24 protein-coding genes, 1 tRNA gene and 1 pseudogene are annotated in these 24,912 nt (G+C 62.6%); 13 read left to right on the top strand and 13 right to left on the bottom strand.

Features of this window, described 5'->3' with window-relative positions; translation table 11 throughout:
• Positions 1–14: 14 nt before the first annotated feature.
• Positions 15–1,262, bottom strand: coding sequence for an SMP-30/gluconolactonase/LRE family protein (locus tag XI03_RS31920; RefSeq protein WP_038971174.1), 1,248 nt, complete (start codon positions 1,260–1,262; stop codon positions 15–17).
• A 299-nt stretch (positions 1,263–1,561) separates the two neighbouring features.
• Between XI03_RS31920 and XI03_RS31915 the strand changes: the two genes are divergently transcribed.
• The 5 genes from XI03_RS31915 to XI03_RS31895 all read left to right on the top strand — a co-directional run bounded on the left by XI03_RS31915 (position 1,562) and on the right by XI03_RS31895 (position 7,144).
• Entirely contained in the window at positions 1,562–1,825 is a 264-nt protein-coding gene (locus tag XI03_RS31915) for a hypothetical protein (RefSeq protein WP_038971177.1), read from the top strand.
• A gap of 1,478 nt (positions 1,826–3,303) precedes the next feature.
• Positions 3,304–4,866 (top strand): 2-isopropylmalate synthase, encoded by a 1,563-nt coding sequence (locus tag XI03_RS31910; RefSeq protein WP_038951209.1) that lies wholly within the window; start codon positions 3,304–3,306, stop codon positions 4,864–4,866.
• A 222-nt stretch (positions 4,867–5,088) separates the two neighbouring features.
• Positions 5,089–6,093: a TRAP transporter substrate-binding protein gene (locus XI03_RS31905; protein WP_038951210.1), complete on the top strand. Its 1,005-nt coding sequence runs from the start codon at positions 5,089–5,091 to the stop codon at positions 6,091–6,093.
• Between the two features lie 209 nt (positions 6,094–6,302).
• A complete protein-coding gene (locus tag XI03_RS31900) occupies positions 6,303–6,911 on the top strand; it encodes a Spy/CpxP family protein refolding chaperone (RefSeq protein ID WP_271594316.1) in 609 nt (202 codons plus the stop codon).
• A 157-nt stretch (positions 6,912–7,068) separates the two neighbouring features.
• Positions 7,069–7,144: transfer RNA gene (locus tag XI03_RS31895), tRNA-Lys, on the top strand.
• A 474-nt stretch (positions 7,145–7,618) separates the two neighbouring features.
• On the opposite strand, the gene XI03_RS31890 is transcribed toward XI03_RS31895, so the two are convergent.
• The 8 genes from XI03_RS31890 to XI03_RS31855 all read right to left on the bottom strand — a co-directional run bounded on the left by XI03_RS31890 (position 7,619) and on the right by XI03_RS31855 (position 12,490).
• A complete protein-coding gene (locus XI03_RS31890) occupies positions 7,619–8,407 on the bottom strand; it encodes a 3-hydroxybutyrate dehydrogenase (RefSeq protein WP_271594315.1) in 789 nt (262 codons plus the stop codon).
• 64 nt (positions 8,408–8,471) lie between these two features.
• Complete coding sequence (locus XI03_RS31885; RefSeq protein ID WP_038973596.1) at positions 8,472–9,263, bottom strand: acetoacetate decarboxylase; 792 nt, start codon at positions 9,261–9,263, stop codon at positions 8,472–8,474.
• Between the two features lie 34 nt (positions 9,264–9,297).
• On the bottom strand, positions 9,298–10,467 hold the full coding sequence (locus tag XI03_RS31880) for a DUF3734 domain-containing protein (protein WP_271594314.1): 1,170 nt from the start codon (positions 10,465–10,467) through the stop codon (positions 9,298–9,300).
• A 152-nt stretch (positions 10,468–10,619) separates the two neighbouring features.
• Complete coding sequence (locus XI03_RS31875; protein ID WP_095425546.1) at positions 10,620–11,219, bottom strand: PepSY domain-containing protein; 600 nt, start codon at positions 11,217–11,219, stop codon at positions 10,620–10,622.
• A 326-nt stretch (positions 11,220–11,545) separates the two neighbouring features.
• Positions 11,546–11,851, bottom strand: coding sequence for a hypothetical protein (locus XI03_RS31870; protein WP_271594313.1), 306 nt, complete (start codon positions 11,849–11,851; stop codon positions 11,546–11,548).
• 40 nt (positions 11,852–11,891) lie between these two features.
• A complete protein-coding gene (locus XI03_RS31865) occupies positions 11,892–12,110 on the bottom strand; it encodes a hypothetical protein (RefSeq protein WP_038951218.1) in 219 nt (72 codons plus the stop codon).
• Positions 12,111–12,128: 18 nt separating this feature from the next.
• Positions 12,129–12,287 (bottom strand): hypothetical protein, encoded by a 159-nt coding sequence (locus XI03_RS31860; RefSeq protein ID WP_167456562.1) that lies wholly within the window; start codon positions 12,285–12,287, stop codon positions 12,129–12,131.
• The gene (locus tag XI03_RS31855) at positions 12,284–12,490 is read right to left on the bottom strand and encodes a hypothetical protein (protein WP_038951219.1); all 207 of its coding nucleotides are present in this window, start codon (positions 12,488–12,490) and stop codon (positions 12,284–12,286) included. Before XI03_RS31855 ends, XI03_RS31860 begins: the two co-directional genes overlap by 4 nt.
• A 176-nt stretch (positions 12,491–12,666) precedes the next feature.
• Between XI03_RS31855 and XI03_RS31850 the strand changes: the two genes are divergently transcribed.
• From XI03_RS31850 to XI03_RS31840, 3 genes are all read left to right on the top strand, one after another.
• The gene (locus tag XI03_RS31850) at positions 12,667–12,960 is read left to right on the top strand and encodes a hypothetical protein (protein WP_038973600.1); all 294 of its coding nucleotides are present in this window, start codon (positions 12,667–12,669) and stop codon (positions 12,958–12,960) included.
• 4 nt (positions 12,961–12,964) lie between these two features.
• The gene (locus tag XI03_RS31845; RefSeq protein ID WP_050995754.1) at positions 12,965–13,402 is read left to right on the top strand and encodes a hypothetical protein; all 438 of its coding nucleotides are present in this window, start codon (positions 12,965–12,967) and stop codon (positions 13,400–13,402) included.
• A gap of 65 nt (positions 13,403–13,467) precedes the next feature.
• Complete coding sequence (locus tag XI03_RS31840; RefSeq protein ID WP_245448875.1) at positions 13,468–14,085, top strand: TetR/AcrR family transcriptional regulator; 618 nt, start codon at positions 13,468–13,470, stop codon at positions 14,083–14,085.
• Positions 14,086–14,104: 19 nt separating this feature from the next.
• On the opposite strand, the gene XI03_RS31835 is transcribed toward XI03_RS31840, so the two are convergent.
• The gene (locus tag XI03_RS31835) at positions 14,105–14,767 is read right to left on the bottom strand and encodes a TetR/AcrR family transcriptional regulator (protein WP_038951224.1); all 663 of its coding nucleotides are present in this window, start codon (positions 14,765–14,767) and stop codon (positions 14,105–14,107) included.
• 207 nt (positions 14,768–14,974) lie between these two features.
• Between XI03_RS31835 and XI03_RS31830 the strand changes: the two genes are divergently transcribed.
• The 5 genes from XI03_RS31830 (at position 14,975) to XI03_RS31810 (ending at position 21,720) form a co-directional block, all read left to right on the top strand.
• Positions 14,975–15,835, top strand: a complete 861-nt coding sequence (locus XI03_RS31830) for a sensor histidine kinase (RefSeq protein ID WP_271594320.1) — start codon at positions 14,975–14,977, stop codon at positions 15,833–15,835.
• Positions 15,832–16,944, top strand: a complete 1,113-nt coding sequence (locus XI03_RS31825) for an efflux RND transporter periplasmic adaptor subunit (protein ID WP_271594312.1) — start codon at positions 15,832–15,834, stop codon at positions 16,942–16,944. The genes XI03_RS31830 and XI03_RS31825 overlap by 4 nt, the downstream gene beginning before the upstream one ends.
• Positions 16,941–18,017: an efflux RND transporter periplasmic adaptor subunit gene (locus XI03_RS31820; RefSeq protein ID WP_271594311.1), complete on the top strand. Its 1,077-nt coding sequence runs from the start codon at positions 16,941–16,943 to the stop codon at positions 18,015–18,017. Before XI03_RS31825 ends, XI03_RS31820 begins: the two co-directional genes overlap by 4 nt.
• Positions 18,014–21,202: an efflux RND transporter permease subunit gene (locus tag XI03_RS31815; RefSeq protein ID WP_271594310.1), complete on the top strand. Its 3,189-nt coding sequence runs from the start codon at positions 18,014–18,016 to the stop codon at positions 21,200–21,202. The genes XI03_RS31820 and XI03_RS31815 overlap by 4 nt, the downstream gene beginning before the upstream one ends.
• Positions 21,203–21,495: 293 nt before the next feature.
• On the top strand, positions 21,496–21,720 hold the full coding sequence (locus XI03_RS31810) for a hypothetical protein (RefSeq protein ID WP_193374900.1): 225 nt from the start codon (positions 21,496–21,498) through the stop codon (positions 21,718–21,720).
• A gap of 344 nt (positions 21,721–22,064) precedes the next feature.
• Here XI03_RS31810 and XI03_RS31805 read toward each other — a convergent pair.
• From XI03_RS31805 to XI03_RS31795, 3 genes and pseudogenes are all read right to left on the bottom strand, one after another.
• Positions 22,065–22,552 (bottom strand): annotated as a pseudogene (locus tag XI03_RS31805) (Lrp/AsnC family transcriptional regulator).
• A 490-nt stretch (positions 22,553–23,042) separates the two neighbouring features.
• Positions 23,043–23,279, bottom strand: coding sequence for a hypothetical protein (locus XI03_RS31800; RefSeq protein WP_271594309.1), 237 nt, complete (start codon positions 23,277–23,279; stop codon positions 23,043–23,045).
• A gap of 981 nt (positions 23,280–24,260) precedes the next feature.
• Positions 24,261–24,602 (bottom strand): H-NS histone family protein, encoded by a 342-nt coding sequence (locus XI03_RS31795; protein ID WP_271594308.1) that lies wholly within the window; start codon positions 24,600–24,602, stop codon positions 24,261–24,263.
• Positions 24,603–24,912: the final 310 nt, after the last annotated feature.

Genomic DNA, 24,912 nt, shown 5'->3' with positions numbered 1-24,912 from the left:
GGTGCACTCTTCGCTCAGCCGGGCCCTGCGCCTTGCGTCGCCGTGAACACCGCGTAGAGCGACTGGCTCGCGGCCATGAACAGGCGGTTGCGCTTGGGGCCGCCGAAGGTGATGTTGCCGCACACCTCCGGCAGGCGGATGCGGCCGAGCAGCTTGCCCTCCGGCGACCACACCGTCACACCGCTGTAGCCGACGGCGCGGCCGGCATTGCTGGAAGCCCAGACATTGCCGTTGACGTCGCAGCGCACGCCGTCCGGCCCGCACTTCACGCCGTCGACCACGCAATCGCTGAACTTCTTGAGGTTGGAGAGCTTGTTGTCCCCGCCGACATCGAACACGAAGATCTCGCCCTTGCCGCCGGGGCCGGTATCGCCTGGCCCTTTGCCGGTCGAGGCGACGTAAAGCTTCTTGTAATCAGGCGAGAAGCACAGTCCGTTCGGATCGGGGACCTGCTCCTCGGTGACGACGAGATCGATGCGGCCGGAGGGGTCGATGCGATAGCAATTGGTCGGCAGCTCGCGCTTGCCTGGCTGGAAACCGGCCGGCTGTCCGATCCGCGGATTGAGCTTGCCGCCCGCATTGCTCGGACCGCCCGCCGCATCCGGCTCGCCTTCGTAGAGCTGACCGCCATAGGGTGGATCGGTGAACCAGTAACTGCCGTCGGGATGCGCGACGACGTCGTTCGGCGAGTTCAGCTTCTTGCCGTTGTAATTGTCGCAGAGCACGGTGGCGGTGCCGTCGTGCTCATAGCGCGTCACCCGGCGAGTCAGGTGCTCGCAGGATAGCTGGCGGCCCTGGAAGTCGAAGGAGTTGCCGTTGGAATTGTTGGACGGCGTGCGAAACACGCTGACGCGGCCGTCGTCCTCGCTCCAGCGCATCTGGCGGTTGTTGGGAATGTCGCTCCAGAGCAGATACCTTCCTTGCGCGCTCCACGCCGGGCCCTCCGCCCACAGCACGCCGGTATAAAGACGCTTGATCGCGGTGTTGGGCTGCGCGAGATCGTTGAAGGAGGGATCGACCGCGATGATGTCGGGGTCCCAGAAATAAGTGGTCGGGGCGCCGTGGGGGCCGAAATCGCGCGGCGGGGTGGTGATGGTGGTCGGCGGTGCGGCGGGTCCGGTCTGGGCCAGCGCGGGGCCGGCGACCGTGGCTGCGGCGCCAAGCGCAAGCCCCCGGACAAGCGTTCGTCGTGAAAGCGCAGCATCCTGGTCACGCTGCTCGTGGTCACGAGCCGTGTGGTCACGAGCCTCTTGGCGTGTCATCGCGTCCTCCCAATGATGTTCGCTGGCCGGTTGATCCGGCCGAGCAACCGGAGGTTAATGCGGTCCGGCGCCGGTTGCGAGGGGTGGAATCGGATTCGCGCGGGCCTCAATCCTGTCATATTCGGATGCACTCCGCGTCCGCCTTGTGCCGTTTGCAAGGCGCGAAAATGTTCCGCGGATCGAGGCAAAAATTTGCTTGCGGCAAAGCGCGGCAGGCCGCCCGTTCGGCGAAGTTCAAGCCTTGATTTTGCGCCGATTGCCACGCAGAACCCCTCCGGGGGCGATGGACGGAGTTGATTGTGGCTGGCGTCATCGTATTGATCGTGTTGCTGGGAATCGCGTTCGCGGCCGGCTATTTCACGCGTGAATTCATCTCCAACAAAAGACGCGCCGAAGCGCGCCGCTGGCGCGAATATACCGAGCCGGATTGGCTTCCCGCCAACGCGCCCGCCAACACCAACGAGATCCCCAGCGCCATCACGGCCATCCCCGTGGTCACCGGCGAGCTCGGCCAGATGCTGAACCGCTGGGAAAGCAGGGCCCGCGCCCGCCGAGCGGGATAGGGCGAAGTTCGGAAGTGCCAGTAGCCCCGATGAAGCGAAAGCGTAATCCGGGGCCGCTCGTCCGGCATTCGCACCGTCCCGGATTACGCTGGCGCTCCATCCGGGCTTCGCGACCGAGCCTGTGTCGCCCTCTGTCAATCCACGCGCGCAGAAATATTCCACTTTACCGAAATTCGGTTTCGGCGTATGTGTTGCCCATCCCGGCTCACCAAGAGGGGCGATCATGTGTCGTCACGCATCGCGAGCCGGGCTTGCGGTGGACGCGGCAGCGTCGGCACGAGAGGCGCGGGCAGGGCGGGTAGTCCCTGTGAGCCCGAGGCTTCGTGCGGACGAGCGGCGCTGCTAGGCTTCGTCTCGTCTGTAAGTTTCCGGCTCCGTCGACGGGGCCCGGGAAAACTGCGGCGAAATGGCGGGCCGTGCGTACGGCAAAACCGTGTGGTCCTGGCCGTCGTTGCTACGGTCAAGTCCTGCGAAGGTGCGAGCGAGCCCAACCGGGCAGACTGCATCATCCAATTCGCGGGGCGAGGGAGGCCAGAAGGAAAGTTCGGCTCCCGGGAGATCACGGCATAAGCCGTCCAGCCACTGCGCAGGGAAGGCCGAGTGATCGGCACCACCTGTATGCTGCTGTGCGGTTCTTTCTGCGTGCGCTTTTCGCGCAGCGGACCGCGGGTGCGAGCCAGCACCCGGCCTTCCCTGCGCCCTCTTGGATTGGAGGGTGGAGAGACCAAGCAAAGCTCGGGCGAAATCCGCCGCGAGGACGCGAAGGCGTGTCCGCGACTTGAGCTGTGTGCCACAATCTCGATCTCGTAGGGTGGGCAAAGCGCAGCGTGCCCACCATCCTCGCACCGCGATTGAATTGGTGGGCACGGCGCTGTGCGCCTTTGCCCACCCTACGGCACTGCCGCTGGGATGTGCACCAGAGCATCGCAGATGACGGTGTGGAGAAAGCGTGCGCCACACTCCGCTCTCGTGCCCCGGACGCAGCGCAGCACGAAGTGGTGCGCTGCAGAGCCGGGGCCCATCTATCCGCGTTGTGCCGTGCCGCCGACTGGGTCCCGGCTCTGCGCAGCAACGCTTCGCGTTGCAGCGCAGAGCCGGGACACGAGACCCTGCAGCCAGGTCAGGTCCCCTGACCATCTTTTGGCGTTGCAGTTGCTGCTATTTCTCGTCTAGAAACGGGTCACTGAGCCTCCCGGCAACCAACCGTCAACGGTTTTGACCGAGGATTTGGGGCTCAAAAGGGTCTGGCAATGCTGATTCGCGGCCAAATTGATGGGATTTCGGAGGAGGTGGCTCTGGCCGCCGCCACGATCCCGGCCGCGCTGCTGCCCACCCTCCTTATTGGCGGCCTCCTTCTTACTTGCCCCTGAGGGCCGGCTGGGCGCGACGCGCCTGGGCACTCAGGGGTTGGTCGAGATCACCGGACACCTCAAGCGCCCAGCAGACTGACGGCGCAAAAGCTCAAAAGGAAATTTGCAATGGCCCCCGCGAACAAGTCCGACAAGGACCGCGTCATCATTTTCGACACCACCTTGCGCGACGGCGAGCAGTGCCCCGGCGCCACCATGACCTTCGAGGAGAAGCTCGAGGTCGCCGAGTTGCTGGACGATATGGGGGTCGACGTCATCGAAGCCGGCTTCCCGATTACCTCGCAGGGTGACTTCGAAGCTGTGAGCGAGATCGCCCGCCGCTCGAAGAATGCCGTCATCGCCGGCCTGTCCCGCGCCCATCCGGCCGACATCGACCGCTGCGCCGAAGCGGTGAAGTTCGCCAAGCGCGGCCGCGTCCACACTGTGATCGCGACCTCGCCGTTGCACATGCGGGTGAAGTTGAACAAGACGCCGGAAGAAGTGCTGGAGACCTCGGTCGCCATGGTCGCCCGCGCCCGCAACCAGATCGACGACGTCGAATGGTCGGCCGAGGACGGCACCCGCAGCGAGATGGACTACCTGTGCCGGATCGTCGAAGCCGTCATCAAGGCCGGTGCGACCACGGTGAATATCCCCGACACCGTCGGCTACACGGTGCCGGAGGAATACACCCACTTCATGAAAACGCTGATCGAGCGCGTGCCGAACTCGGACAAGGCCGTGTTCTCCGTGCACTGCCATAACGACCTCGGCATGGCGGTCGCGAACTCGCTGGCCGGCGTCGTCGGCGGCGCGCGCCAGGTCGAGTGCACCATCAACGGTATCGGCGAGCGCGCCGGCAACGCGGCGCTCGAAGAGATCGTGATGGCGATCAATGTCCGCAACGACAAATTCCCGTACTGGAACAAGATCGACACCACCCAGCTCACCCGGGCCTCCAAGGTGGTCTCGGCGGCGACCTCGTTTCCCGTCCAGTACAACAAGGCGATCGTCGGCCGGAACGCGTTCGCGCATGAGAGCGGCATCCACCAGGACGGCGTGCTGAAGGACGCCTCGACTTACGAGATCATGCGGCCCGAAATGGTCGGCCTGAAGCAGTCCTCGCTGGTGCTCGGCAAGCACTCCGGCCGCCATGCCTTCGTGCACAAGCTGGAGGAGATGGGCTACAAGCTCGGCCCGAACCAGCTGGAAGATGCGTTCACGCGGATGAAGGCGCTGGCCGACCGCAAGAAGGACATCTACGACGAGGACATCGAGGCGCTGGTCGACGAGGAGATGGCAGCGTCCCACGACCGCATCAAGCTGACCTCGCTGACCGTGATCGCCGGCACCCACGGTCCGCAGCGCGCGACCATGAAGCTGGACGTCGACGGCCAGATCAAGATCGAGGAAGCCGAGGGCAACGGTCCGGTCGATGCGGTGTTCAACTGCATCAAGCGCCTGGTCCCGCACGAGGCCAAGCTGGAGCTGTATCAGGTCCACGCGGTGACCGAAGGCACCGACGCGCAGGCGGAAGTCTCGGTGCGGCTGTCGCAGGAGGGGCGTGCGATGACGGCGCGCGCGGCGGATCCGGATACGCTGGTGGCTTCCGCCAAAGCCTATCTCGGCGCGCTCAACAAGATCGTCATGAAGCGCCAGCGCGACACCGTGACGACCGCGGCGGCGAGCTGACGAACATAGTTCGTCATTCCGGGGCGATGCGAGAGCATCGAACCCGGAATCTCGAGATTCCGGGTCTGGTCCTTCGGACCATCCCGGAATGACGGTATTTATGATGAATACCTGCCCTGCTAACGGCCAATAGCGGCTGCGTCTCCCAGCCGCTATTGATGCTGTCGGCAAAAGGATTGGCCGCCCGCGCGCGGGCGGCTTAGATAATAACAGGGAGAGATTATGCGCACCTTCGCGATCGCCGCGTCCATCGCGGCACTGGCACTCGGACTTGCCGGGCCGGCATCGGCGCAATCGCCGATCATCATCAAGTTCAGCCACGTCGTCGCCACCGACACGCCGAAGGGCAAGGGGGCGGAGAAGTTCAAGGAGCTCGCCGAGAAGTACACCGGCGGAAAGGTCAAGGTCGAGGTCTACCCGAACTCGACGCTGTACAAGGACAAGGAAGAGCTCGAGGCGCTTCAGCTCGGCAGCGTGCAGATGCTGGCGCCGTCGAACTCCAAGTTCGGACCGCTCGGCATTCGCGAGTTCGAGGTGTTCGATCTGCCCTACATCCTGCCCGACCTGAAGACGCTGCGGAAGGTGACGGAAGGCCCGCTCGGCACGCGGCTTCTCAAGCTGCTGGATGCCAAGGGCATCACCGGCCTTGCCTATTGGGACAACGGCTTCAAGCAGATGAGCGCCAACAAGAAGCTGATCGCGCCCGTCGACTATCAGGGCGTCAAGTTCCGCATCCAGTCCTCGCGCGTGCTGCAGGCCCAGTTCAAGGCGCTCAGCTCGCTGCCGCAGGTGATGGCGTTCTCGGAAGTCTACCAGGCGCTCCAGACTGGCGTGGTCGACGGCCAGGAGAACACCTGGTCGAACATCTATACCCAGAAGATGCACGAGGTGCAGAAGTACATCACCGAGACCAATCACGGCTACATCGGCTACGTCGTGATCGTGAACAAGAAGTTCTGGGACGATCTGCCGGCCGACATCCGCGAGCAGCTCACCAAGGCGATGAAGGAAGCGACCGACTTCAGCAACGCGCAGTCGCAGAAGGAAAACGACGACGCGCTCGCCGAGATCAAGAAGAGCGGCAAGAGCGAGATCATCAAGCTCACCGGCGCGCAGGACGAGGCGATGCGCAAGGCGATGGAGCCGGTCTACAAGGACGCCGCAGGCCGCATCGGCCAGCCGCTGATCGACGAATTCCTCAAGGAAGCCAAGAGCACCACGAATTGAGCGCGACGAACTGATCGTTTCGAACGATGAACGAAGGCTTCCGTGCGGTCTGCACGGAAGCCTTTTTGTTGCGAATGATGTCCGATTGCGGCTGGAGGTAAAATCGGGCGTTACAGTCCTGGTAAGGGCGCGCTTCCTGTCCAAGTTGTAAGTTGCGGGTCAGCCGCGTCGGGCCCATCTTCAGGGACATCCTTCCAGAGGAGGTCCGGATGAGGAAGTTCACCATTGCCGCCATCGCCGTGCTCAGCATCGCCGGCTCGGGCGCGGTCTATGCCCAATATCATCGTCCGTGGATGGAGCACATCCGCCACATCCGCATGAACCCGGAGGACCGCGCCGCTTTTGTCGACGCGCGGATCGCCGCCGTCCATGCCGGGCTGAAGCTCAACGCCGACCAGGAGAAGCTGTGGCCGCCGGTCGAGGCTGCGGTGCGCGAATTCGCCAAGCTGCGCATCGACCGCGCCAATGCGCGGATGAATGCCGGCCCCGGCGATGCCGACAAGGACGCCGACAGGCCGGAGGATCCGGTCGCCCGCCTGCGCCAGCGCGCCGAGGACATGGGCGCGACCTCGGCGGCCCTGAAGAAGATCGCCGATGCCGCCGACCCGCTCTACAAGACCCTGGACGAGGGCCAGAAGCGGCGCCTCGCCGTGCTGACCCGCCACCGCGGCCCGTTCGGCGGCGGCGAAGACGGCCCGCACCGCCACTTCATGGAACGCGGCATGGACCGCATGATGGAGCGCGGCATGGAGCACTTCCATCGTGACCGTTTCGACCGCGACGGCGGCGAGGGCCGGGATCGCGAGGGCCGGCTCTGAACGGGACTGGATTTTGCGACGATTGACCCTGGAGAAGCCGCTGGAATCCAGCGGCTTTTCGCTTTCTGGGGACTGTGGAAAAACCTTCATTGCATCGCTTGCCAGACCCGGATCGCTTTGCTAAACGACCGACCTCGCAAGGCACTAGCCGCCTTTCGGGCGCATAGCTCAGTTGGTAGAGCAGCTGACTCTTAATCAGCGGGTCCCAGGTTCGAGCCCTGGTGCGCCCACCAAATCAACGACTTAGCCAGCAAGACCGTTTGAGCAACTGATTTTTCAAACGGTCCTTTTGGAAAATGTGACCCACCAGCACTCGATGCTGTGGGGCGCGGCCTCGCTCCATAGATTAGGCAGTTCGCCCGCCTGAATTGCTACCGTTGCAGCAAAAACGGTCTTGCGGCCCGAGCCCGGGCCTCAAGAGATGGCGACCGGGAAGGCGCCGCGATGTGTCCAATGTTGGACTGGAGCGAGAGTTCAAGTGTTTCAATTGGTTAGGACGCGGCGCGTGCACGACATGTGCACCGGAAGATCAAGAAAAAGCTTGCGAGAGCCAGTGTTAGCAGACGCTCAGAAGCGGAGCAGGGCACGTGAACTTGGCCGACGTGCGCGAGAAACGACTCGCCAGGGCGCGGGAGCTACGGGTGCGGGGACGAGCGGCCGCTGGTGCTGGCTTCAGGTTGGCGGCCTCCGATGCAGGACAGGCAGCCCTATGCGGCCGTCCAGCCGCCATCGATGGCGAGATTGGCGCCGGTGATCTGCGCGGCGTCGTCGCTGCACAGGAACAGCGCGAGCGAGGCGACCTGCTCGGCCGTGACGAACTCTTTCGTGGGCTGCGCTGCGAGCAGGATGTCACTGATGACCTCATCTCTCCTCAAGTTGCGCGCCTTCATCGTGTTCGGGATCTGCCTCTCCACCAGCGGGGTCCAGACGTAACCCGGGCTGATGCAGTTGCAGGTGATCTTCGACCGGGCAAGCTCCAGCGCTGCCGTCTTTGTGAGGCCCGCGATGCCATGCTTGGCAGCGACATAGGCCGACTTGAAGGGGGAGGCGACCTGCGAATGAGCCGAGGCCGTGGTGATGATGCGGCCCCAGCCGCGCCTCTTCATGCCGGGCACTGCTGCTCGGATGGCGTGGAATGCGGCGGACAGGTTGATCGCGATGATCGCATCCCACTTCTCGACCGGAAATTCTTCAATGGGAGAGACGTGCTGGATGCCGGCGTTGTTGATGAGAACGTCAACGCTGCCGAAGGTGCTTTCGCCGAGCGCGATCAGGTCGACTACTTCTTTCGGCTTCGCCATGTCCGCGGGCGAATAGATCGCCTGGACCGAAAATTCGCTCTCGATTGCGGAGCGCTCCTTCTCGACATCCGCCGGAGCGCCCATGCCGTTGAGCACGATGTTGGCGCCGGCGCCTGCGAATGCACGCGCGCACGCAAGGCCGATGCCGCTGGTCGAGCCGGTCACGACTGCCGTTTTGCCTTTCAGAATAGTCATCTCAATTCGCTTGTTCTGTATGTTGGGTTGAAGCTCACGGGGGTGCTTGTTGCGTGGAGCTTGGTCAGGTGACCAAACTTCGCTCCGAGGCCCGGAACGCACGTCGGCTTGGTTCCTGCAGATAGTCATGGGCCACTCTGCCGAGGCCGAGCGTGAGATCCGCACGGATGTGAGTTGCGGAGACGATTTCGAGCACCGGCAGATCGGCCACCGGTGCCAAGGCATGCGGCGTCAGCGAGAGGGCCGCGGGCCCGGTCCAGGCCCCCTTCAGCGCAATCTGCTCAAGATGGTATTCGACGAGCTCGCAGATCCGCGGGCTGCCGTCGACATGCGGGATGATCTTGAGCAGGAAATTCGGCTCGCTCAGCGCGGCCTTGACCTGGCAAAGGTCGGCCTCCCGGTGCTTGTAGCCCATCGTACCCGTTGCAACCCGCAAGGGGCCGTAGTCCAGCGTGCCGATCAGGGTGTCGATTTCGGTTCGTAATGTCGGCTGGGCCAGCTTTTTCGGAAAGCCCCAGAGTTCGCGCCCGCCTGCAATCGGGCCTTCGTCGTTGAGGAACATGCAGTGCGTGTACCCGCCCTTGCGCCCTCGGAAGGAGACCGGGATGACCTGGCCACTTTCGGTGTAGTCGCCAAAGCCGTTCGAATCCGGCATGCGGATGAATTCATATTTGACGAGCGCTTCGCGTGCATCGAGCTCCAGTGGTTCAGGCACCACGGCGCGCAGCTTTGCCGGGTCGGTGCGATAGGTGATGATCAGGTATTCGCGGTCGACAAACCGATACGGTCCTGGCGTATAGGCCGGGCTGGTAAGCGGCATTGCAAAGGCACGCTTTCGTACTTCACTCTCACGCATTTGGTTCTCCCTGCAGCGGCCATGACGGCCGGACCTATTCGCGACCATCGTTCTCCAGGTCGAATGTAAAAACGCCGTCCGCGCTGGCGGGGCGTGTGAGCACCTCGGGATGTCGCAGCGTGCGGAGTGCATCGTGGTAACCGGCGCGCCAGTGATCCTGCATCGAAAGCCGGGAGAACTCGTAGTCCTTCGAGTGCCCTTCGTGATTGCGTGCGCGATAAATCAGGTGGACGATGTTGTAGACGTTGTGAGAGACCGCGGTGCTGAGGAGCTTCACGTCGTCATGTTCCTGAAGCTCTTCCGGAAGCCGGCCCAACAGGGCGGTGAGCGCACGTCGCAGGCGCTGCACACGCTTGAACTGATCGGTGCTTGCGCGCGTGCGGCTCGAATATTGAACCTCCTTTTGACGCGTGACGACCTCGGCCATGTTGCCCGGGAGCTGACCTTTCGCGCTCCAGAGATCGACCTGAAAGGCCAGCATGTCCTGCGGCGCACCCCAGTCGATCACCCATTGCAGCGGCGTATTGGACACCAGGCCGCCGTCCCAGTAATGCTCGCCCTCGATCTCCACCGCGGGAAAGCCCGGCGGCAGCGCGCCGCTCGCCATGATGTGCTCCGGCAGGATCGTATGGGTGCTGTTGTCGAAATAGACGAAATTGCCCGTTCTTACGTTGACCGCACCTGCACTGAAGCGCGTCATTCCCTCGTTGAGACGATCGAAGTCGACCAGGCGCTCCAGCGTGCTCTTCAACGCACTTGTGTCGTAGAAGCTGGTCGCCTCGGTCGTTCCGCCGGAATGTAACCAGGGCATGAGGGGGCGCGCCGAGAAAAATCCGTTTGCGCCGCATGCCGCGGCAAGGCCGGCGCTCATCTGGTTGAGGACATTGCGTGCATTGTCGTTGCGCCTATCGAGAAGTGGATTTCCGGACCAATCCCAGGGCGCAGTGGAAGTCACTTGCGTCCAGAAATCGCGGAGCCGGTCAACACGGGACTCCGGCGGGTTGCCTGCGATGATCGCGGCGTTGATTGCGCCGATCGAAATGCCGGCCACCCAATCTGGATGGATGCCGGCTTCGGCGAGCGCCTCATAGACGCCCGCCTGGTAGGCCCCCAGAGCGCCGCCGCCCTGCAGCAGCAGGGCAATGCAATCGAATGGTAGCCGCCGGTGGGCGGCCGGCAGATGGGGGCGAGGCTGGAAGTTCATGACTTGGCTTGCTCTCGGGTGTTGTTGATCGAGGCTGACGTCGTGCGAAGGCTCTCGACAAAAAACAAACTATACGGTATAGTGTATATACGTGCGCATCGATCAAGCAACTCACGAGATCGTGCTTCAGCGGCAGATCAGCCCGTTGTCGGTTAGTGCTGAGTTGATCGCTGTCCGACCTTGGGCGGCTCGAGCATCACCTCCTTCAAGCGATCACCACTGGCGACGACGACCACGAAGTTGAGTTTGCCGTCCTGCTTCACCAGCCCACCGGCGAGTGCGTTTCCCGCCGCGGCCTTTTCGGCGACCCGCACCGCGTCCGACAGTTCCTGCTTGATCCACTTCAGGGCGATGATGTTGGCCAGGTCCTCTCGATCGAGTTCCTTCAGCGATGACGCAATTTCCGCTTGCGATACGCTTCCGGTGTTCGCATCTATGACATTTTCAAAGATCCGCTCATTCTTGACCGTGCGCACGCGATAGACCGGCGGGCCCGATATCTCGAAACTGACGTCTGCGGTCCTCGAGCCGTCATGCAGCCGCTCCGCGATCGCCATTGCCTGGCCGAGTGGTACCTTCGTGGTGCTGAATTGTTCGAGCACACGGCGAATAGCTGCTTCGTCGGCATTACCCTGCGCGGCCGCGGTGTGCTGTTCTGCATCGGCAGGAGCCTGCGTGACATCGGCCATAGCTCCCGTGCCAGCAAGGGCAGCCGAAAAAACGATCAGGGCAAACAGGTGCTTCTTGGACATCGCGTGAATCCTGTGGTTTTCATCCAAAAACATGAACAGTGACCTAGTTCGGCACGAGAGCGTACCGGCAAGGACCGTGCTCACGACTCAATGAAACGCAGCCGCCGCGGCTGGTTTCGAAACCCGGATGTCGAGCGGATCGCCGCCGCTTTCCGGGGCGTGCCTGAGCGAGGGTGCGCTGTCGTGCCGCGACATCACGTGGCCTCGTGGCTTTGCTTGCTTGATCGTGAACGGGGGACTGCAACCGTGCCAGGCTTTCGCGGAGGCGCAGATCAGTCGTCGGCGCTGGGCTACTGTCACTGATAATCACAGCGGCGTTGGCGACCTCAGGTTCCAGCCAGCTGCGATGGAGCCACAGCGATATCGTGTTCAGGGGGCATCGGGAGCAGTCCGAACCCGATGGTATCGATGATGACCGCTTCCGGTCCTTTCAGCTCTGTGTGGATGCGGATCGGCGGCAGCGCGGAATGCGAGTCCGTGAGCCGGCTCGGCAAAGGTGCGGGCAGCACCCAATCGGCGGCGAGCAGCAGCAGGAGCAGCGCTCCTCCAACCGACAGAAAATAGGCCCGCAACGGAAGCTCGGGTTCGACAAGACTGTTCGCGTGTCTCGACAGCGCAGATTTCCTGCTCACGGCAGCCGGCTCCTGGACATGGACTGATTTCGTCTCACCGTCAGATGCCCCAGGGGCGGGGATGCCGGCGCGCGAGTTCGGCATCGAGATAGCCGCGCTCGTCGATCCAGTCGGCCGGGCAATAGGCCATCGCCTTCGGGTCGATCAGGTGCCCGTCGCGTTCGAGGGCCGTTCGCGTGCCGGTGAGTCCGGTCCACACTGAAGCGCCGGTGGCCGGCTCCACGTGCATGATGTCGAACACTTCGATGAAGTTGAGCATGTCGAAATTCCAGGATGCTCAGGCGGCGGAGGGGGAAGGGTGCTCGACCCCTTCAAGCGCGATGCCTCTGCGGACGAGTTCCAATTCGATCATGTCGAACATGCATTCGACTGGCGCGAGCCAGACGTTGACCGAATAGATGATGCAACCGCGAGCGAGCAGCAGTGCCGCGGTCATGCGAAGCTCCGTGGGCTGGCCGCGTGCCGTACCGGGGCGGGCTCGCGATCGGCGAGCGCGTGCACCCAGGCGAGCACCGAGATGGTGAGACCCAGCAGTAGGCTCACGCCCACGAGCGACACGGCCACGATCAGATTGAGCGACGCGACGGCAATCCCCGGCCAGGGATTTTCCCGTACCAGCGCCAAGAACAGGCTTGACATCTTCGACCTCCTAAATAAACTACACCGTATATTTCATATACAGCGCGGATCGCGGGATGTGTCAAGAGCTGAGACTCACAAGCCCGTGTTCGTCCTGGTTGGACGATGGGGACTTCGGAATGAGGCCGGGATTCCCCCTTCGGACAGCAGTGCCTCAACTTGAGAAGGGATTCGATATGTTCAAGAACCGACTGGTGCTCGCAGTCCTGGTGTTCGTTGCGCTGGGCGCCGAGGCTGCTTTCGCGCAGGAGGACCGCGGCACAGCCGAGCAGAGGGCGGCATGCGCGCCTGACGCGTTTCGCCTGTGCGCCGGCTACATCCCCGACGCCACGAATGTGGAAGCCTGTCTCAGGCAGAAAAAGTCAGAGCTGAGCGAAGCTTGCGGAGCCGTCTTCGAGCACGCAGCGGCCGCTGCTTCGGTCAAGACCGTGGGGTCGCACCGGTATCGTGGCACAAAAGATGAGGAATGATCGCATGAACACGATCTATTTTCCCGCTTTCGCCGCGTTCGGGGGCTCTGCCTTCGGAGCGATTTCCACGATCGTGACGGGATGGGTGACCCGTCGCCGCAGGGTCCGTGAGCGCCATCATGCCCACGCGGTCTCCAAGCGTGAAAAGCTGTATCGATGCTTCATCGAGGAGGCGTCCCGGCTTTATGCGGACGCGCTGACCAGCGACAAATCCGAGATCCCGGCATTGGTGAATTTGTATGCGCTGATCGGGCGCATGCGGATCCTGTCCAATGATGAGGTTGTCCATGCCGCGGAGCGGGCAGGGCGGCTGATCATCGAGACTTACCTTGCGCCGAACACATCGTTCGTCGACCTGCCGGGCTTCTTGGAGGAGATGGATCCGTTGCGTGAATTCGGCGAGGCCTGCCGGCGTGAAATGCAGGCGTCCCCGTCACGTTGAGGCCGAACGTGCTCCAGGCACAGACTACCCGTCAGGTTGGATCGTCGTGCACCCACGAAAGAATTGTGCAGGCTGCCATTCGGCTGTACCGGGCCATCGGCTATCGGAAGACGACGGTTGCCGACGTCGCCCGCGGCGCGTCCATGTCCCCGGCAAACCTCTACCGGTTCTATCCTTCCCGCCAGGCGCTCGAAGAGGCAGTGGTGGCAGAATTGCTTGATGAGGTGTCGGCGGCAGCCGCAAGTGCACCTCGCCGTGGCGGCTCCGGCCTGGACCGCCTGAGCGCGACTCTCATCACGATCTCCCAGCGACATGAACACAGGCTGACACACGATCTCAGGCTGCACGAATTGGTGGTTGCCGCAGGACAGGCGAATTGGCCGATCGCCCTGTCCCACGCCGACGGGGTCCGCGGTCTCGTGCAGTCGATCATCGCGGCTGGGCAGGCGAGCGGCGAATTTCGAGCAGGGAGCCCGATGGTGCTCGCTTGCTGCCTGCTCGATGCGATGGATGCATACCTCAATCCGTCGCGCATCAAAGCGCATGCTCTTCGGCCGGCCTTCGGCGAGATGATGAGCTTTTGCGCCGAAGCGCTCAGCAACGCAGCGTCCGTTAACGCGGCGTCCTCTCAAGTGACCGGCATCCGGGTCGATTTGCTTTACAAGCCCGCCTGTCGAACCTAGCGCTCGACGGGTTGCCGGCTCACGGCGTCCAGTCCGCCTCACAGGCCGCAAGGAAAAAGCCGACCCGTTCGCGCACGAAAGACGGCAATTCCCGTCTCAGCTCCTTCGGTGTTTCTCCCACCAACGAACGAAACAGCATCGGCAACAGGATCAGATCCAGAAAGATCTGAGCGGTGGCAAGGCTTCGCTTCCCGGTGAAGGGACCTTTTGGAGAGCGCGCCAGCTTCTGCGTCGCTTCATTCAAGAGTTGGGAAACGGCGTTGACGGAGCGATCGCGCGCGGCATCGTGGACGTTGCGGCTCAATTCGGGGAAACGCTGCGCCTCGGCAATCGTGGCGCGAACCATGCCCAACGATTCTTCGATGACCTTCTCCACGACCGCGGTGCCGAGACTTGAGAGCTTGTCCTGAAGGGTGCGGCCCTCAGGCTCGAAGCCTTCGAAATCCGTCAGCCCAGTGATGGTGCGGGCCACCACCGCCGCGAACAGTGCGTCCTTGCCGGGGAAATGAGCATAGATGGTTGGCTTGCTCGCCGGCGCCAGCTCGGAGATGTCATCGATGCTGGCGCTGCGGTAGCCCTTCTCGAGAAAGAGTTGCTGAGCTGCATCGAGGATCCGAGCCTGGACGTCACCGGCCAGGTCTTTCGTTGGTCTGCCCCGTTTCGGGCTGCTCTTTTTTGTCATCCGTCGGTCTCCCAATCACGAGTCTGTGCGCACGCAGATCGCACTTGACACGCCCGGCGGGAAAAGGCAAGAAAAAGAAAATATACGGTATAGTTTATTTAATCGTCGCTGGGTCGGCAAAGACCTGCGACGGCTCCCGGATGGTCGAAGCCGCAAGGTGCGTTGGCCTCGCGATCGTCCGGTCCACCTCAGGAGATCACAGTGACCATGTTGAGCCCGGACCCGTACCGCCCACAAGACGGCATCCTGCTGCGCGAATTGCATCACAGGGTCGATAAAGGGATCGCCTTGGCGATCGATCTGGTCGCGGCTGCGGCCATCCGGGCCGACGGGGCGGAAGCAAAGGCCGCTTTGAGCGATGTGGTCGAGCTGCTCCACGGACATGCGGAGTTGCATCGGGCGCTTGCGGTGCCACAGGGCGATGCCCTCAATGACGCCGCGACATACGTTCGCAGACTGGGCTGCGCCATGCGCCAATCCTTGTTGGATCGAATGGGGATCCGGCTGGCATTCGCAACTGAGGCTCTCCCGCTTCAATCAGAGCGGTGCGGGCGGCTTGGCCTGATCGTCCACGATCTGATTGTAAACGCAGCGAAGCATGCGTATTTCGGCGCGCGCGCCGGCGAGATCAAAGTCAAGCTGACGCGCATTGGCTCGGTCGCGAACTGCGTCGTGCTGGATAACGGCTCGCGGCCGGGGCGGGCGGCCCCGGGCCGGGAGCTCCAGATCAGCAATGATCTTGCCAAGGGGCTCGGCGGACGGATCGAGCACGGCATAGCCGCCGAGTTCACGTCCGTCATTTTCTCATTTCACCTGAGCGAGCGGGAGCAGCAGGCGAGCTGGTCGATGGCGACGCGCCGCATGAGGTCGCCACGTCGGCTGAAGGCCAGGTCGTCCGTGGCGCCTGGCCCTAGCTCCGGCCTCTCGGATCAGATCGAGCGTCCGGCCGCCATGCGAACGGATCCAAATCTATTGCGAGCGCATCCGAGCGAACCGGTCTCGCTCAGCGGGGCCTCGGACGTCTTGGGCGGGCTGCTGTCACCCTCTCCCCGCGTGGCCGCGCTATGAAACCGCGCTATTTCAACCAATCCAAGATCGGTCTGAGGCCTCTCGGCGCCTTGGCGCTCGCGCTTGTCGCCGGCGCGCTCGGCGGCTGCGATGATCACGCCGCCATGCCCCCCGCGCGCGCCGCGTTCGTGCGCACGGAAATCGTGCAGCCCAAGGATCGGCAGTCCTTGATCACTTTGACCGGCGAGGTGCAGGCCCGCTTTCGGGCGGATCTCTCGTTCCGCGTCAGCGGGCGTGTCCTCGCGCGTTATGCCGATGTCGGGACCCACGTGAAGGCCGGCGAAGTGCTGGCGCTTCTCGACCCGGCCGAACAGGAGGCCGATGTCGATGCCGCGACCGCCGCTGTTCTCGCCGCAGAATCGCAGCTGCGTGTGGCAAAGGCGACTTTCGATCGGCAGAAGGCGCTGATCGCACGCGGCTTCACCACGCGCACGGCCTACGACCAGGCGCAGGAGGGATTGCGCACCGCGGAAGGCGCGCTCGAAGCGGCAACAGCGCAGCTTGGAACCTCAAAGGACGCCCTCGGCTATACCGCGCTGCGAGCCGGAGCGGACGGCGTCGTCACCGCGCGCAATCTGGAAACCGGTCAAGTCGTACAGGCTGCGCAACCCGTATTTTCGCTGGCGCAGGATGGGGAGCGAGACGCCGTCTTTGACGTTTATGAGTCCATTTTCCTCAGCAATGCCGATAGCCGCGACGTTTCGTTGGCGCTCGTCTCCGATGCGGGCGTGACCGCAGGCGGCCAAGTTCGGGAGGTTTCGCCGGCCGTCGACGCCAAGAGTTCGACCATTCGGGTCAAGGTGGCCATCGAGGATCCGCCTGCCGCAATGACGCTTGGAAGCCCCGTCGCGGGAACTGTGAAAGTAAAGGCCGAGCGGCAGATCGCATTGCCCTGGCGTGCATTGATGGCGGCGGATACCAGGCCGGCGGTCTGGACCGTCGATCCGGCGACGCGGACAGCCTCGCTGAAGCCGGTAACAGTGAGCGGCTACGAGGCCGGAGAAGTATTGATCAAAGCGGGCCTCGAGCCGGGCGAGCGCGTCGTCGTCGACGGCGGCAAGCTTTTGAGCGTGGGCCAGTCCGTGACTTATGAAGGAGACCGCTCATGACGAGCCGCGCAATGATCGTGGCGGGCCCACTTGCATGTGCGTTGGCACTTGCCGGATGTCAGCGGGAGACAAAGGCGCCCGAGCCCGTGCGGCCGGTCCAATCGGTGCTTCTCGAAGCGGACCGCGCAGACGATGCGGTGGCGGTGGGCGTCGTCGAGCCACGCTACAAGACAAATCTCGGTTTCCGCGTACTGGGGCGCCTGACCACGCGACCTGTCTATGTCGGTGATCTCGTGAATGAAGGACAGACGGTGGGCGTCGTCGACCCCACGGCCCTTGAGCTCGCCGTTCGCGCCGCCAAAGGGCAGCTTGCCAAGGCCGAGGCGCAGTTCGCGACCGTGAGAGCGACGGAGGAACGGCAGCGAACGCTCATCACGGCCGACGCGACCACAAAGCAGACGTTGGACAACGCCGAGCAGGCGCGTGCCGGCGCCGAAGCAACCGTGGCTCGCGAACAGGCAAATCTGACCAAGGCGGTCGAGCAGCTCGGCTATTCGCAGATCAAGGCCGATTTCGCCGGTGTGGTCACCGCAGTGGGGGCAGAAGTCGGCCAGGTGGTATCTCCCGGCCAAAGCGTGGTGACGATCGCAAGACCCGATATTCGCGAAGCTGTCGTCGACATCGGACAGGACTTTCCGTTGCCGCTGGAGGTCGGCCTGCCATTCACGGTCAGCCTGCAGCTCTTGCCCTCCGTTCAGGTGCAAGGGAGCGTTCGCGAGATCGCGCCGCAAGCCGATCCGGTGACGCGATTGAGGCGGGTCCGCATTGCGCTCAGTAATCCGCCCGAAGGATTCCGCCTCGGCGCGACTGTCACCGCGAAACTTGACAAGAGCCAAGGCGGGATATTGCGCCTGCCCAGCTCGGCGCTGCTCGCCAAGGACGGCGCAAATTTTGTCTGGATCGTCGATCAGCCCGCCAACACGGTCTCGCTGCACAGGATCGATGTGGCCGCAGACCAAACCGGCGCGCGCGTCACCGGCGGGCTCGCTCCCGGCACACGCGTCGTCACCGCGGGGATCCACAGCCTCAAGCAAGGACAGCAAGTCCGCATTGCACAGGATGAAATGCCATGAAACCGTTCAACCTTTCCGACTGGGCGCTCGGCCATCGTTCGCTCGTCTGGTATTTCATGATCGCCTTCATGGCGGCGGGCCTTTTTGCGTACCTTCAGCTGGGACGGCAGGAAGATCCTGACTTCACCATCAAAACCATGGTGATCCAGGCGCAGTGGCCGGGCGCCTCGCCTGAAGAGATGACACGCCAGGTCGCCGACCGGATCGAGAAGAAGCTGGAGGAGCTGGAATCGCTCGACTACACCAAGAGCGTGACGGTTGCGGGCCAGACCACCGTCTTCGTTTATCTGCGCGACGCCACAATGGCTGCCGACGTCAAGCCGACATGGGGTCGCGTCCGCAACATGATCGCGGATATCAAGGGCGACTTCCCGCAAGGGGTGATCGGGCCCGGCTTCAACGACCGCTTCGGCGATGTGTTCGGCAACATTTATGCGTTCACCAGCGACGGGCTGAGCCAACGACAGCTGCGCGATGAGGTCGAGGACATCCGAGCCAAGGTCCTGACCGTGCCCGATGTCGGCAAGGTCGACATCCTGGGCGCGCAGGACGAGGTCATTTATCTCGAATTCTCCACCCGCAAGATCGCAGCCCTCGGTCTCGACGTCCACTCCATCATGGCGTCTCTGCAGGGGCAGAACGCGGTCACGCCGTCCGGCGTGTTCCAGGAAGGGCCCGAGCGGATCAGTGTGCGAGTGAATGGCCAGTTCACGTCGGAGGCAAGCCTGAAGGCAGTCAATCTGCGCATCAACGATCGCTTCTTCCCGCTGACCGACGTCGCCACCATCACGCGCGGATATGCCGACCCTGCCAGGACCTTGTTCAGGTACAATGGCGAGCCGGCGATCGCGCTTGCCATCGGCATGAAGTCCGGCGCAAATCTGCTGCACTTCGGCGAGGCGCTGAAGGAGGAGATGTCGAAAATCACGGCCGACTTGCCGGTCGGGGTCGGCGTTCAACTCGTCGCCGATCAACCCATCGTGGTCGAGCATGCCGTGTCCGGCTTCACCGAGGCGCTGTTCGAGGCCGTGATCATCGTCCTCGGCATCAGCTTTCTCAGCCTGGGCATGCGCGCCGGACTCGTCGTCGCGATTGCGATTCCTCTGGTTCTCGCCATCACCTTCGTCGTGATGGCCTATGCCGGCATTTCGCTTCAGCGAATCTCGCTTGGCGCCTTGATCATCGCGCTCGGCCTCCTGGTCGATGACGCCATGATTGCGGTCGAAATGATGGTAGCGCGCCTCGAAGTCGGAGATCCCCTCGAAAAGGCGGCAACCCACGTCTATACCTCGACCGCCTTTCCCATGCTGACGGGCACGCTGGTGACCGTCGCCGGCTTTATTCCGATCGGGCTCAACAACAGCAATGCGGGTGAGTTTACCTTCACGCTGTTCGTTGTCATCGCGGTTTCCCTGATCGTCTCCTGGATCGTGGCGGTGCTGTTCACGCCGTTGCTCGGCGTCACCATCCTGCCCGCAAAAATAAAGGGCCATCATGAAGAGAAGGGGCGCGTAGCGCAGCTGTTCGCGCGTCTCTTGCTCTTCTGCATGCATTATCGCTGGATGACGATCGGCGTCACGGTTGCGGCCTTTCTGCTGGCGCTGTTCGGCATGAACTTCGTGCAGCAGCAGTTCTTCCCGTCGTCCGATCGCGCCGAGCTGGTGATCGACTGGAACCTGCCGCAGAACGCGTCGATCGCCGACTCCAATGCGCAGATGGCGCGCTTCGAACGCGAACAGCTTCAGGGCAACAATTCGGTCGATCACTGGTCAACCTATGTCGGCACCGGCTCGCCGCGTTTCGTCCTGTCCTTCGACGTGCAGACCGCCAACACCTGGTTCGGCCAGATGGTGGTCGTGACCAAGGGCGGCATCAAGGCGCGCGACCAGGTCAAGGCACAGTTCGAGGACTACCTGAAGAAGACGTTCCCGGGGACCGACACCTACGTCAAGCTGCTCGAAGTCGGACCGCCGGTGGGTCGTCCCGTGCAGTATCGCTTGAGTGGGCCCGACATCGCGAAGGTGCGAGATCTCTCGCAGAAGCTTGCCGGCATCGTTCGAAGCAACTCCGATCTCGGCAATGTCGTGTTCGACTGGATGGAGCCGGCCCGCGTCGTCAAGGTCGACGTTCTCCAGGACAAGGCGCGCCAGCTCGGCGTGACCTCGGAGGACATTGCCACGACCTTGAACTCCGTGCTCGAGGGCACACCGATCACGCAGGTGCGCGACAGCATCTATCTCGTCAATGTCACCGGACGTGCAACCGCGCCGGAACGTGCTTCCATCAACACGCTGCGCGATTTGCAGTTGACGGGGCTCGGCGGTCAATCCGTGCCGCTCGGAGCCGTCGCCAATCTGCGGTACGAGCTCGAGCAGCCGACGATCTGGCGGCGCGCACGGATCCCCACCATCACGTTGAAGGCCGGCATCGTCGGCAACGTGCAGCCCAAGACGATCGTGGACCAGCTCGCGCCGAAGGTGGCGGAGTTCAGCAAAGCGCTACCGGCCGGCTATTCGGTGATGATCGGCGGCTCCGTGGAGGAGAGCGCCAAGAGCCAGGCGCCGATCATGGCCGTCGTTCCGCTCATGCTCTTCGTCATGGCCACGGTGCTGATGATCCAGTTGCAGAGCTTCCATCGCTTGTTTCTGGTGTTCGCCGTTGCGCCGCTCGCCGTCATCGGCGTGGTCATGGCGCTCCTGCCGAGCGGTGCCCCGCTTGGCTTCGTGGCCATCCTCGGCGTGCTCGCCCTGATCGGCATCCTGGTGCGCAACTCCGTGATCCTGATCGTCCAGATCGAGGATTTGAGGAAGGAGGGGCGCGCGGCCTGGGATGTCGTTGTGGAAGCGACCGAGCATCGCATGCGGCCGATCCTGCTGACCGCGGCCGCGGCAAGTCTCGCGCTGATTCCGATCGCGCGCGAGATCTTCTGGGGCCCGATGGCTTATGCGATGATGGGCGGCATCATTGTCGGCACGCTGCTGACGCTGCTGTTCCTGCCGGCGCTGTATGTGGCGTGGTTCCGCATTCACCCTGATCACAGCGATCACTCGTCCACGCATGAGCCCGCGGTGCCGTCTCACGATGATGCGGCTGCGTCGGAGCGGATATCCGTACCCAAACCCGAGCCCGTTCTCGAAACGCAGTTTTGCCAAGAGGAAAGACCATGTCCCGCAAGAAACTCCTGATACTGTCCCTCACTGCAACGCTCGCAGCCGTGACGCTGTCGCCACATGCAGCCTTCGCGCAGTTTCCTCCGCCGCCCCCCATGGCCGGGCCTCCGCCGGTTGCGGCCGGCGGGCCGCCTCCGCTGGCAGCCGGAGGTCCTCCGGCTTTCGCAGCTCGTCCTCCGATAGGGCCTGGCGGTGCCCCCCGTGCCGGCCTTGGCCGCCCGGCGCCTCGTCTCGGTACTGGACCTGCACCGCGCGGTGATCTCGCGGCGGCTGGGCGTGTCGGCGCCGCTGGTCGGGGCGGACCGACGGTGGAGAGTGCGGTTCGCGGCACATCGGTCACTTACAACCGCTTCGGAGACCACGGCCGCTACGGCGGATATCAATACGGCCATCGCGCCGCCTATGTTGCAGGCGCCTATGCTGCCGGAGCCTCTGCCGGCTACACCTATGGCCGTTCGCGCGATGACTATTCCTCGGACAGTGACTGCCACTACGTCTACGGGCGATACCGGCGCGTGATGGTGTGCAATTAGCGCATCGCGATTGTGCTCAGACGCGACTTCATCCTGCGAGGCGCGTGAGTCACTTGTCCCCTTTAAGCAACTCAACATTGGCCTCCGCCTTCCGGAGTTTCGCCGCGCCGGTAAGGTTGCGATCGTGCGACGAAACCATTCTCGGTCGGATAAGCCCGGTGCTGCGACCAGTAAGTCAGAGCAGGCGAACAACGGGATCGGAGTTCGAGGCGCTCCGCGGCTGCTTTGCGTATGATTTCACGCTAGCCTACGATCTTGTGCGATGTTTGTACGGATCGCGCTTGGCGCTGATTGCGTTCTATGCGCGAGGCTTGAGATGGGCAGGTATTGGAGCAAGCCGTCCGCTAAACAACAGCGCAAGTCAGCCTGGGGTGTGATGCGGAAGCGTCAGCAGCGAGTTGGTCGCCTGACCACTGAGGATCGAGCAGTGTCTTGAGCGGAAGGGCATGCTTCACGATGGGGGATTTCAGCACGATATAGCTGAAATATTTCTCGATTCCGACGTTGCGTCAAGTAGGTTTTCCATTCGCTCTTGATAGTGGTTGATGTTGCGGCAAACGAAGCGCAGCAAATAGTCGTAACCGCCGCTGATAAGATGGCATTCCATCAGCTCGTCGACGTTGCGCATACATGACTCGAACTTGACGAAATCTTCCTTGCGGTGATCGACCAAGGTGATTTCGGTGAAGACCGTTATGCTCTCGGTCAGCTTCGCAAGGTTGATCTGCGCACCATAGCCCCTTATGTACCCGGCCGCTTCCAGCCGCTTGACACGTTGCAGGCACGGGCTCGCCGAAAGGCCGACTGCCTCGGCCAGATTGGCGTTGGTCATCCTGCCGTCCTTCTGCAGCTGGACGAGGATGTTCAAGTCGATTCGATCGAGCTTCGGGATACCGTTCAATGGTCTTGAACTCTTAATCAGCGGGTCCCAGGTTCGAGCCCTGGTGCGTCCACCACCTTTAAAAGATTGGCCCGCAAGAGCCTTTTTAAGCTCTTCGACAGAACAATGCACGTCTCGTGCGACGTTCTTTGTATGGGGTGGACACGGCCAGATTGCCGTTCGGCTTTTTCCTGGTCTCTATATCGTCACCCATTCGATAAAGCGCACAGATCCGATGGGATAAGTCGATTACGTGCTTGTCGTAGCGCTCGTACGGATTGTCTCAGCCGCGAAAAGGGCGGCGAACCTTCTGAAAGTCAGGTGGATGCCACAAGCGGGGCGTTGCGGGACAGCTGGCCCGAAGAGGGGGCGTGGGGCGGCGCAGCGATCGCTGGCGGAGCCGCAAAGATCCGTCGTGCACGCACGATCTAGCTCTTCCGCGTCAGCCGCGCTTTCGCTGAGAGGGTGGCTTGAACTCCACGACCTCGTGCTGGCCGCACGGATTAGGTGGCTCATTCTTCTTCACGATTAGCTCAAGCTCGAGAGCCTCGAAGGCGAGCTCATCCGCCAAGCGCTTAAACAGCTCGCGCTTTTCCATGTCCGCCGCCTGCTGACTCATCAGCGTAAACTCTCTGGCGTCAGCGCGGACCTTTTCCAAACGTCGTCGGAGGTCCTTCATGTGTGCCGGCTTAGCTTTTAAACTTATCCTCGGCCCGAACAATCAGTTTGCTTGTTCGGATCCACCGGGAGTCAACTGCCGAAACTCGAATTTGGTTCTATGCGGACCGCCAAATTCGCCGCTCATCGTGCTGCGAAATTTGGTCATGCTCCATGACCCGGCCCCTGTTCAGGGATTGCGGGCTGAGGACGGCCGTCCTGGCTGATGAGCCATCCCTGTCCGGCTCTCGCCGGATGATGCATAGAATTAGCATACCTGAAGGGCCATGAATGTTCGAAAGCGCACAGACGCGAGTGTTGCGCCCGACTAGGCTGCGAGCGATCCTGGACGCTTGCGAAGCGCTCAGGACCCAACGGCCTCGGGGCACGCCAAATGTGCCGGCTGCGCTGAAGCGGCTCCGTCCGCGAACGCAGTGTTGCCGGCTGCGCGCCGGGTTATGAGGCAGGAGTAAAGCTCGGCGATTTTAGATCAACGATGGTCGTTCTCGTGCGTACTTTCCTTCTCATTGTGGGAATATGGCTACTGGTGAACGTTCTGTTCGTTGTAGTTGTCCTGCCCTCGCGCAGACGGGCACCTACTCGGCGAGCAGGAACCCCATCTCCGGTGACGATCAACACGACGGCCGGCCGCTCGGTCGATCACGACCCACCACTCCTGCGGCGCGGAATGACGCCGGTTGCAATCAGAGTTTTTTTCGTCGCCCTCCTCCTTCCAGTCCTTCGAGCGTGGAATGCGGCTAGGCGGCACTTCAGAGGGCGCCCCGACTAGACGCGGACCATCGCGCGCTTGAGATTCTCGTCGATGTCTTCACTGCGCCGCGGGCCCCCCGAGCGATTCAGCTAGACCATCAGACAGATCGCAAGCGCTCGCTATGGCCATGCTTCCAAGCATGGTTATGACCCGGCGTTCAAACGATGATGTGAAGAGCTCAGAGCCCCAGGAGGTAGCAACTGGCGCCATCTCAAATGCCGCAATCAGCGCTCAATTTGTCTGCCGCTTTTGAGCTGAAGCTTGATCGATCAGGAAATCGTCCAAATCTCGGCCGCTTCGAAGCTGCGGACGCAGCCATCGCGGCTGCCTGCCGCGACCCGACCATGTCTCCGCTGGGTTCTTCGGATTGCGATATTTGGGACGGACAGGCGGGTATGGACGGCGGCGCTTACGATTGAGCCGTGTGGCCTCGTTGGCCAGTGCAATCCTGTGGAGCCTTTCCTCCAAATGTGCTTTTTGCACCAACATTTTCTGAGCGAGTTGGGCGGCGACCTCTTGGTGAAGTATCCAGAGCTCGTCAATGGAGAGCGAATTAAAATGCGCGGTGTTCATGGCTCCATCCGAATCTTGGGCAGAAGGCCCAGGCAGACAAGTCGGGAATCCGGGAGCAGACAAGCCGTCAGTTAAATATTGATCCAGCAATCCACATTTAAATGTGAGAGGTGGCAGGGAGAAAGGCGCGACAGTGGTAATATCGTGGCGAAGTATTTAATTCGCTGCGAGGGGTAGCCACGTCTCGTGACATCCACAGACTCATTCCTCGGCGAGTTGCGCTTTCGTGTTTCGACGAGCGCAACGATGGCGATCGACCGGCGGCCGCGGCGCAGATCGTGGGCGGGAGCGAGGGCCGGCGCAACTCAGA

Source organism: Bradyrhizobium sp. CCBAU 65884 (assembly GCF_028128835.1).
Lineage (GTDB): Bacteria > Pseudomonadota > Alphaproteobacteria > Rhizobiales > Xanthobacteraceae > Bradyrhizobium > Bradyrhizobium ottawaense.
This window is presented reverse-complemented; position numbering and strand designations above follow the sequence as displayed.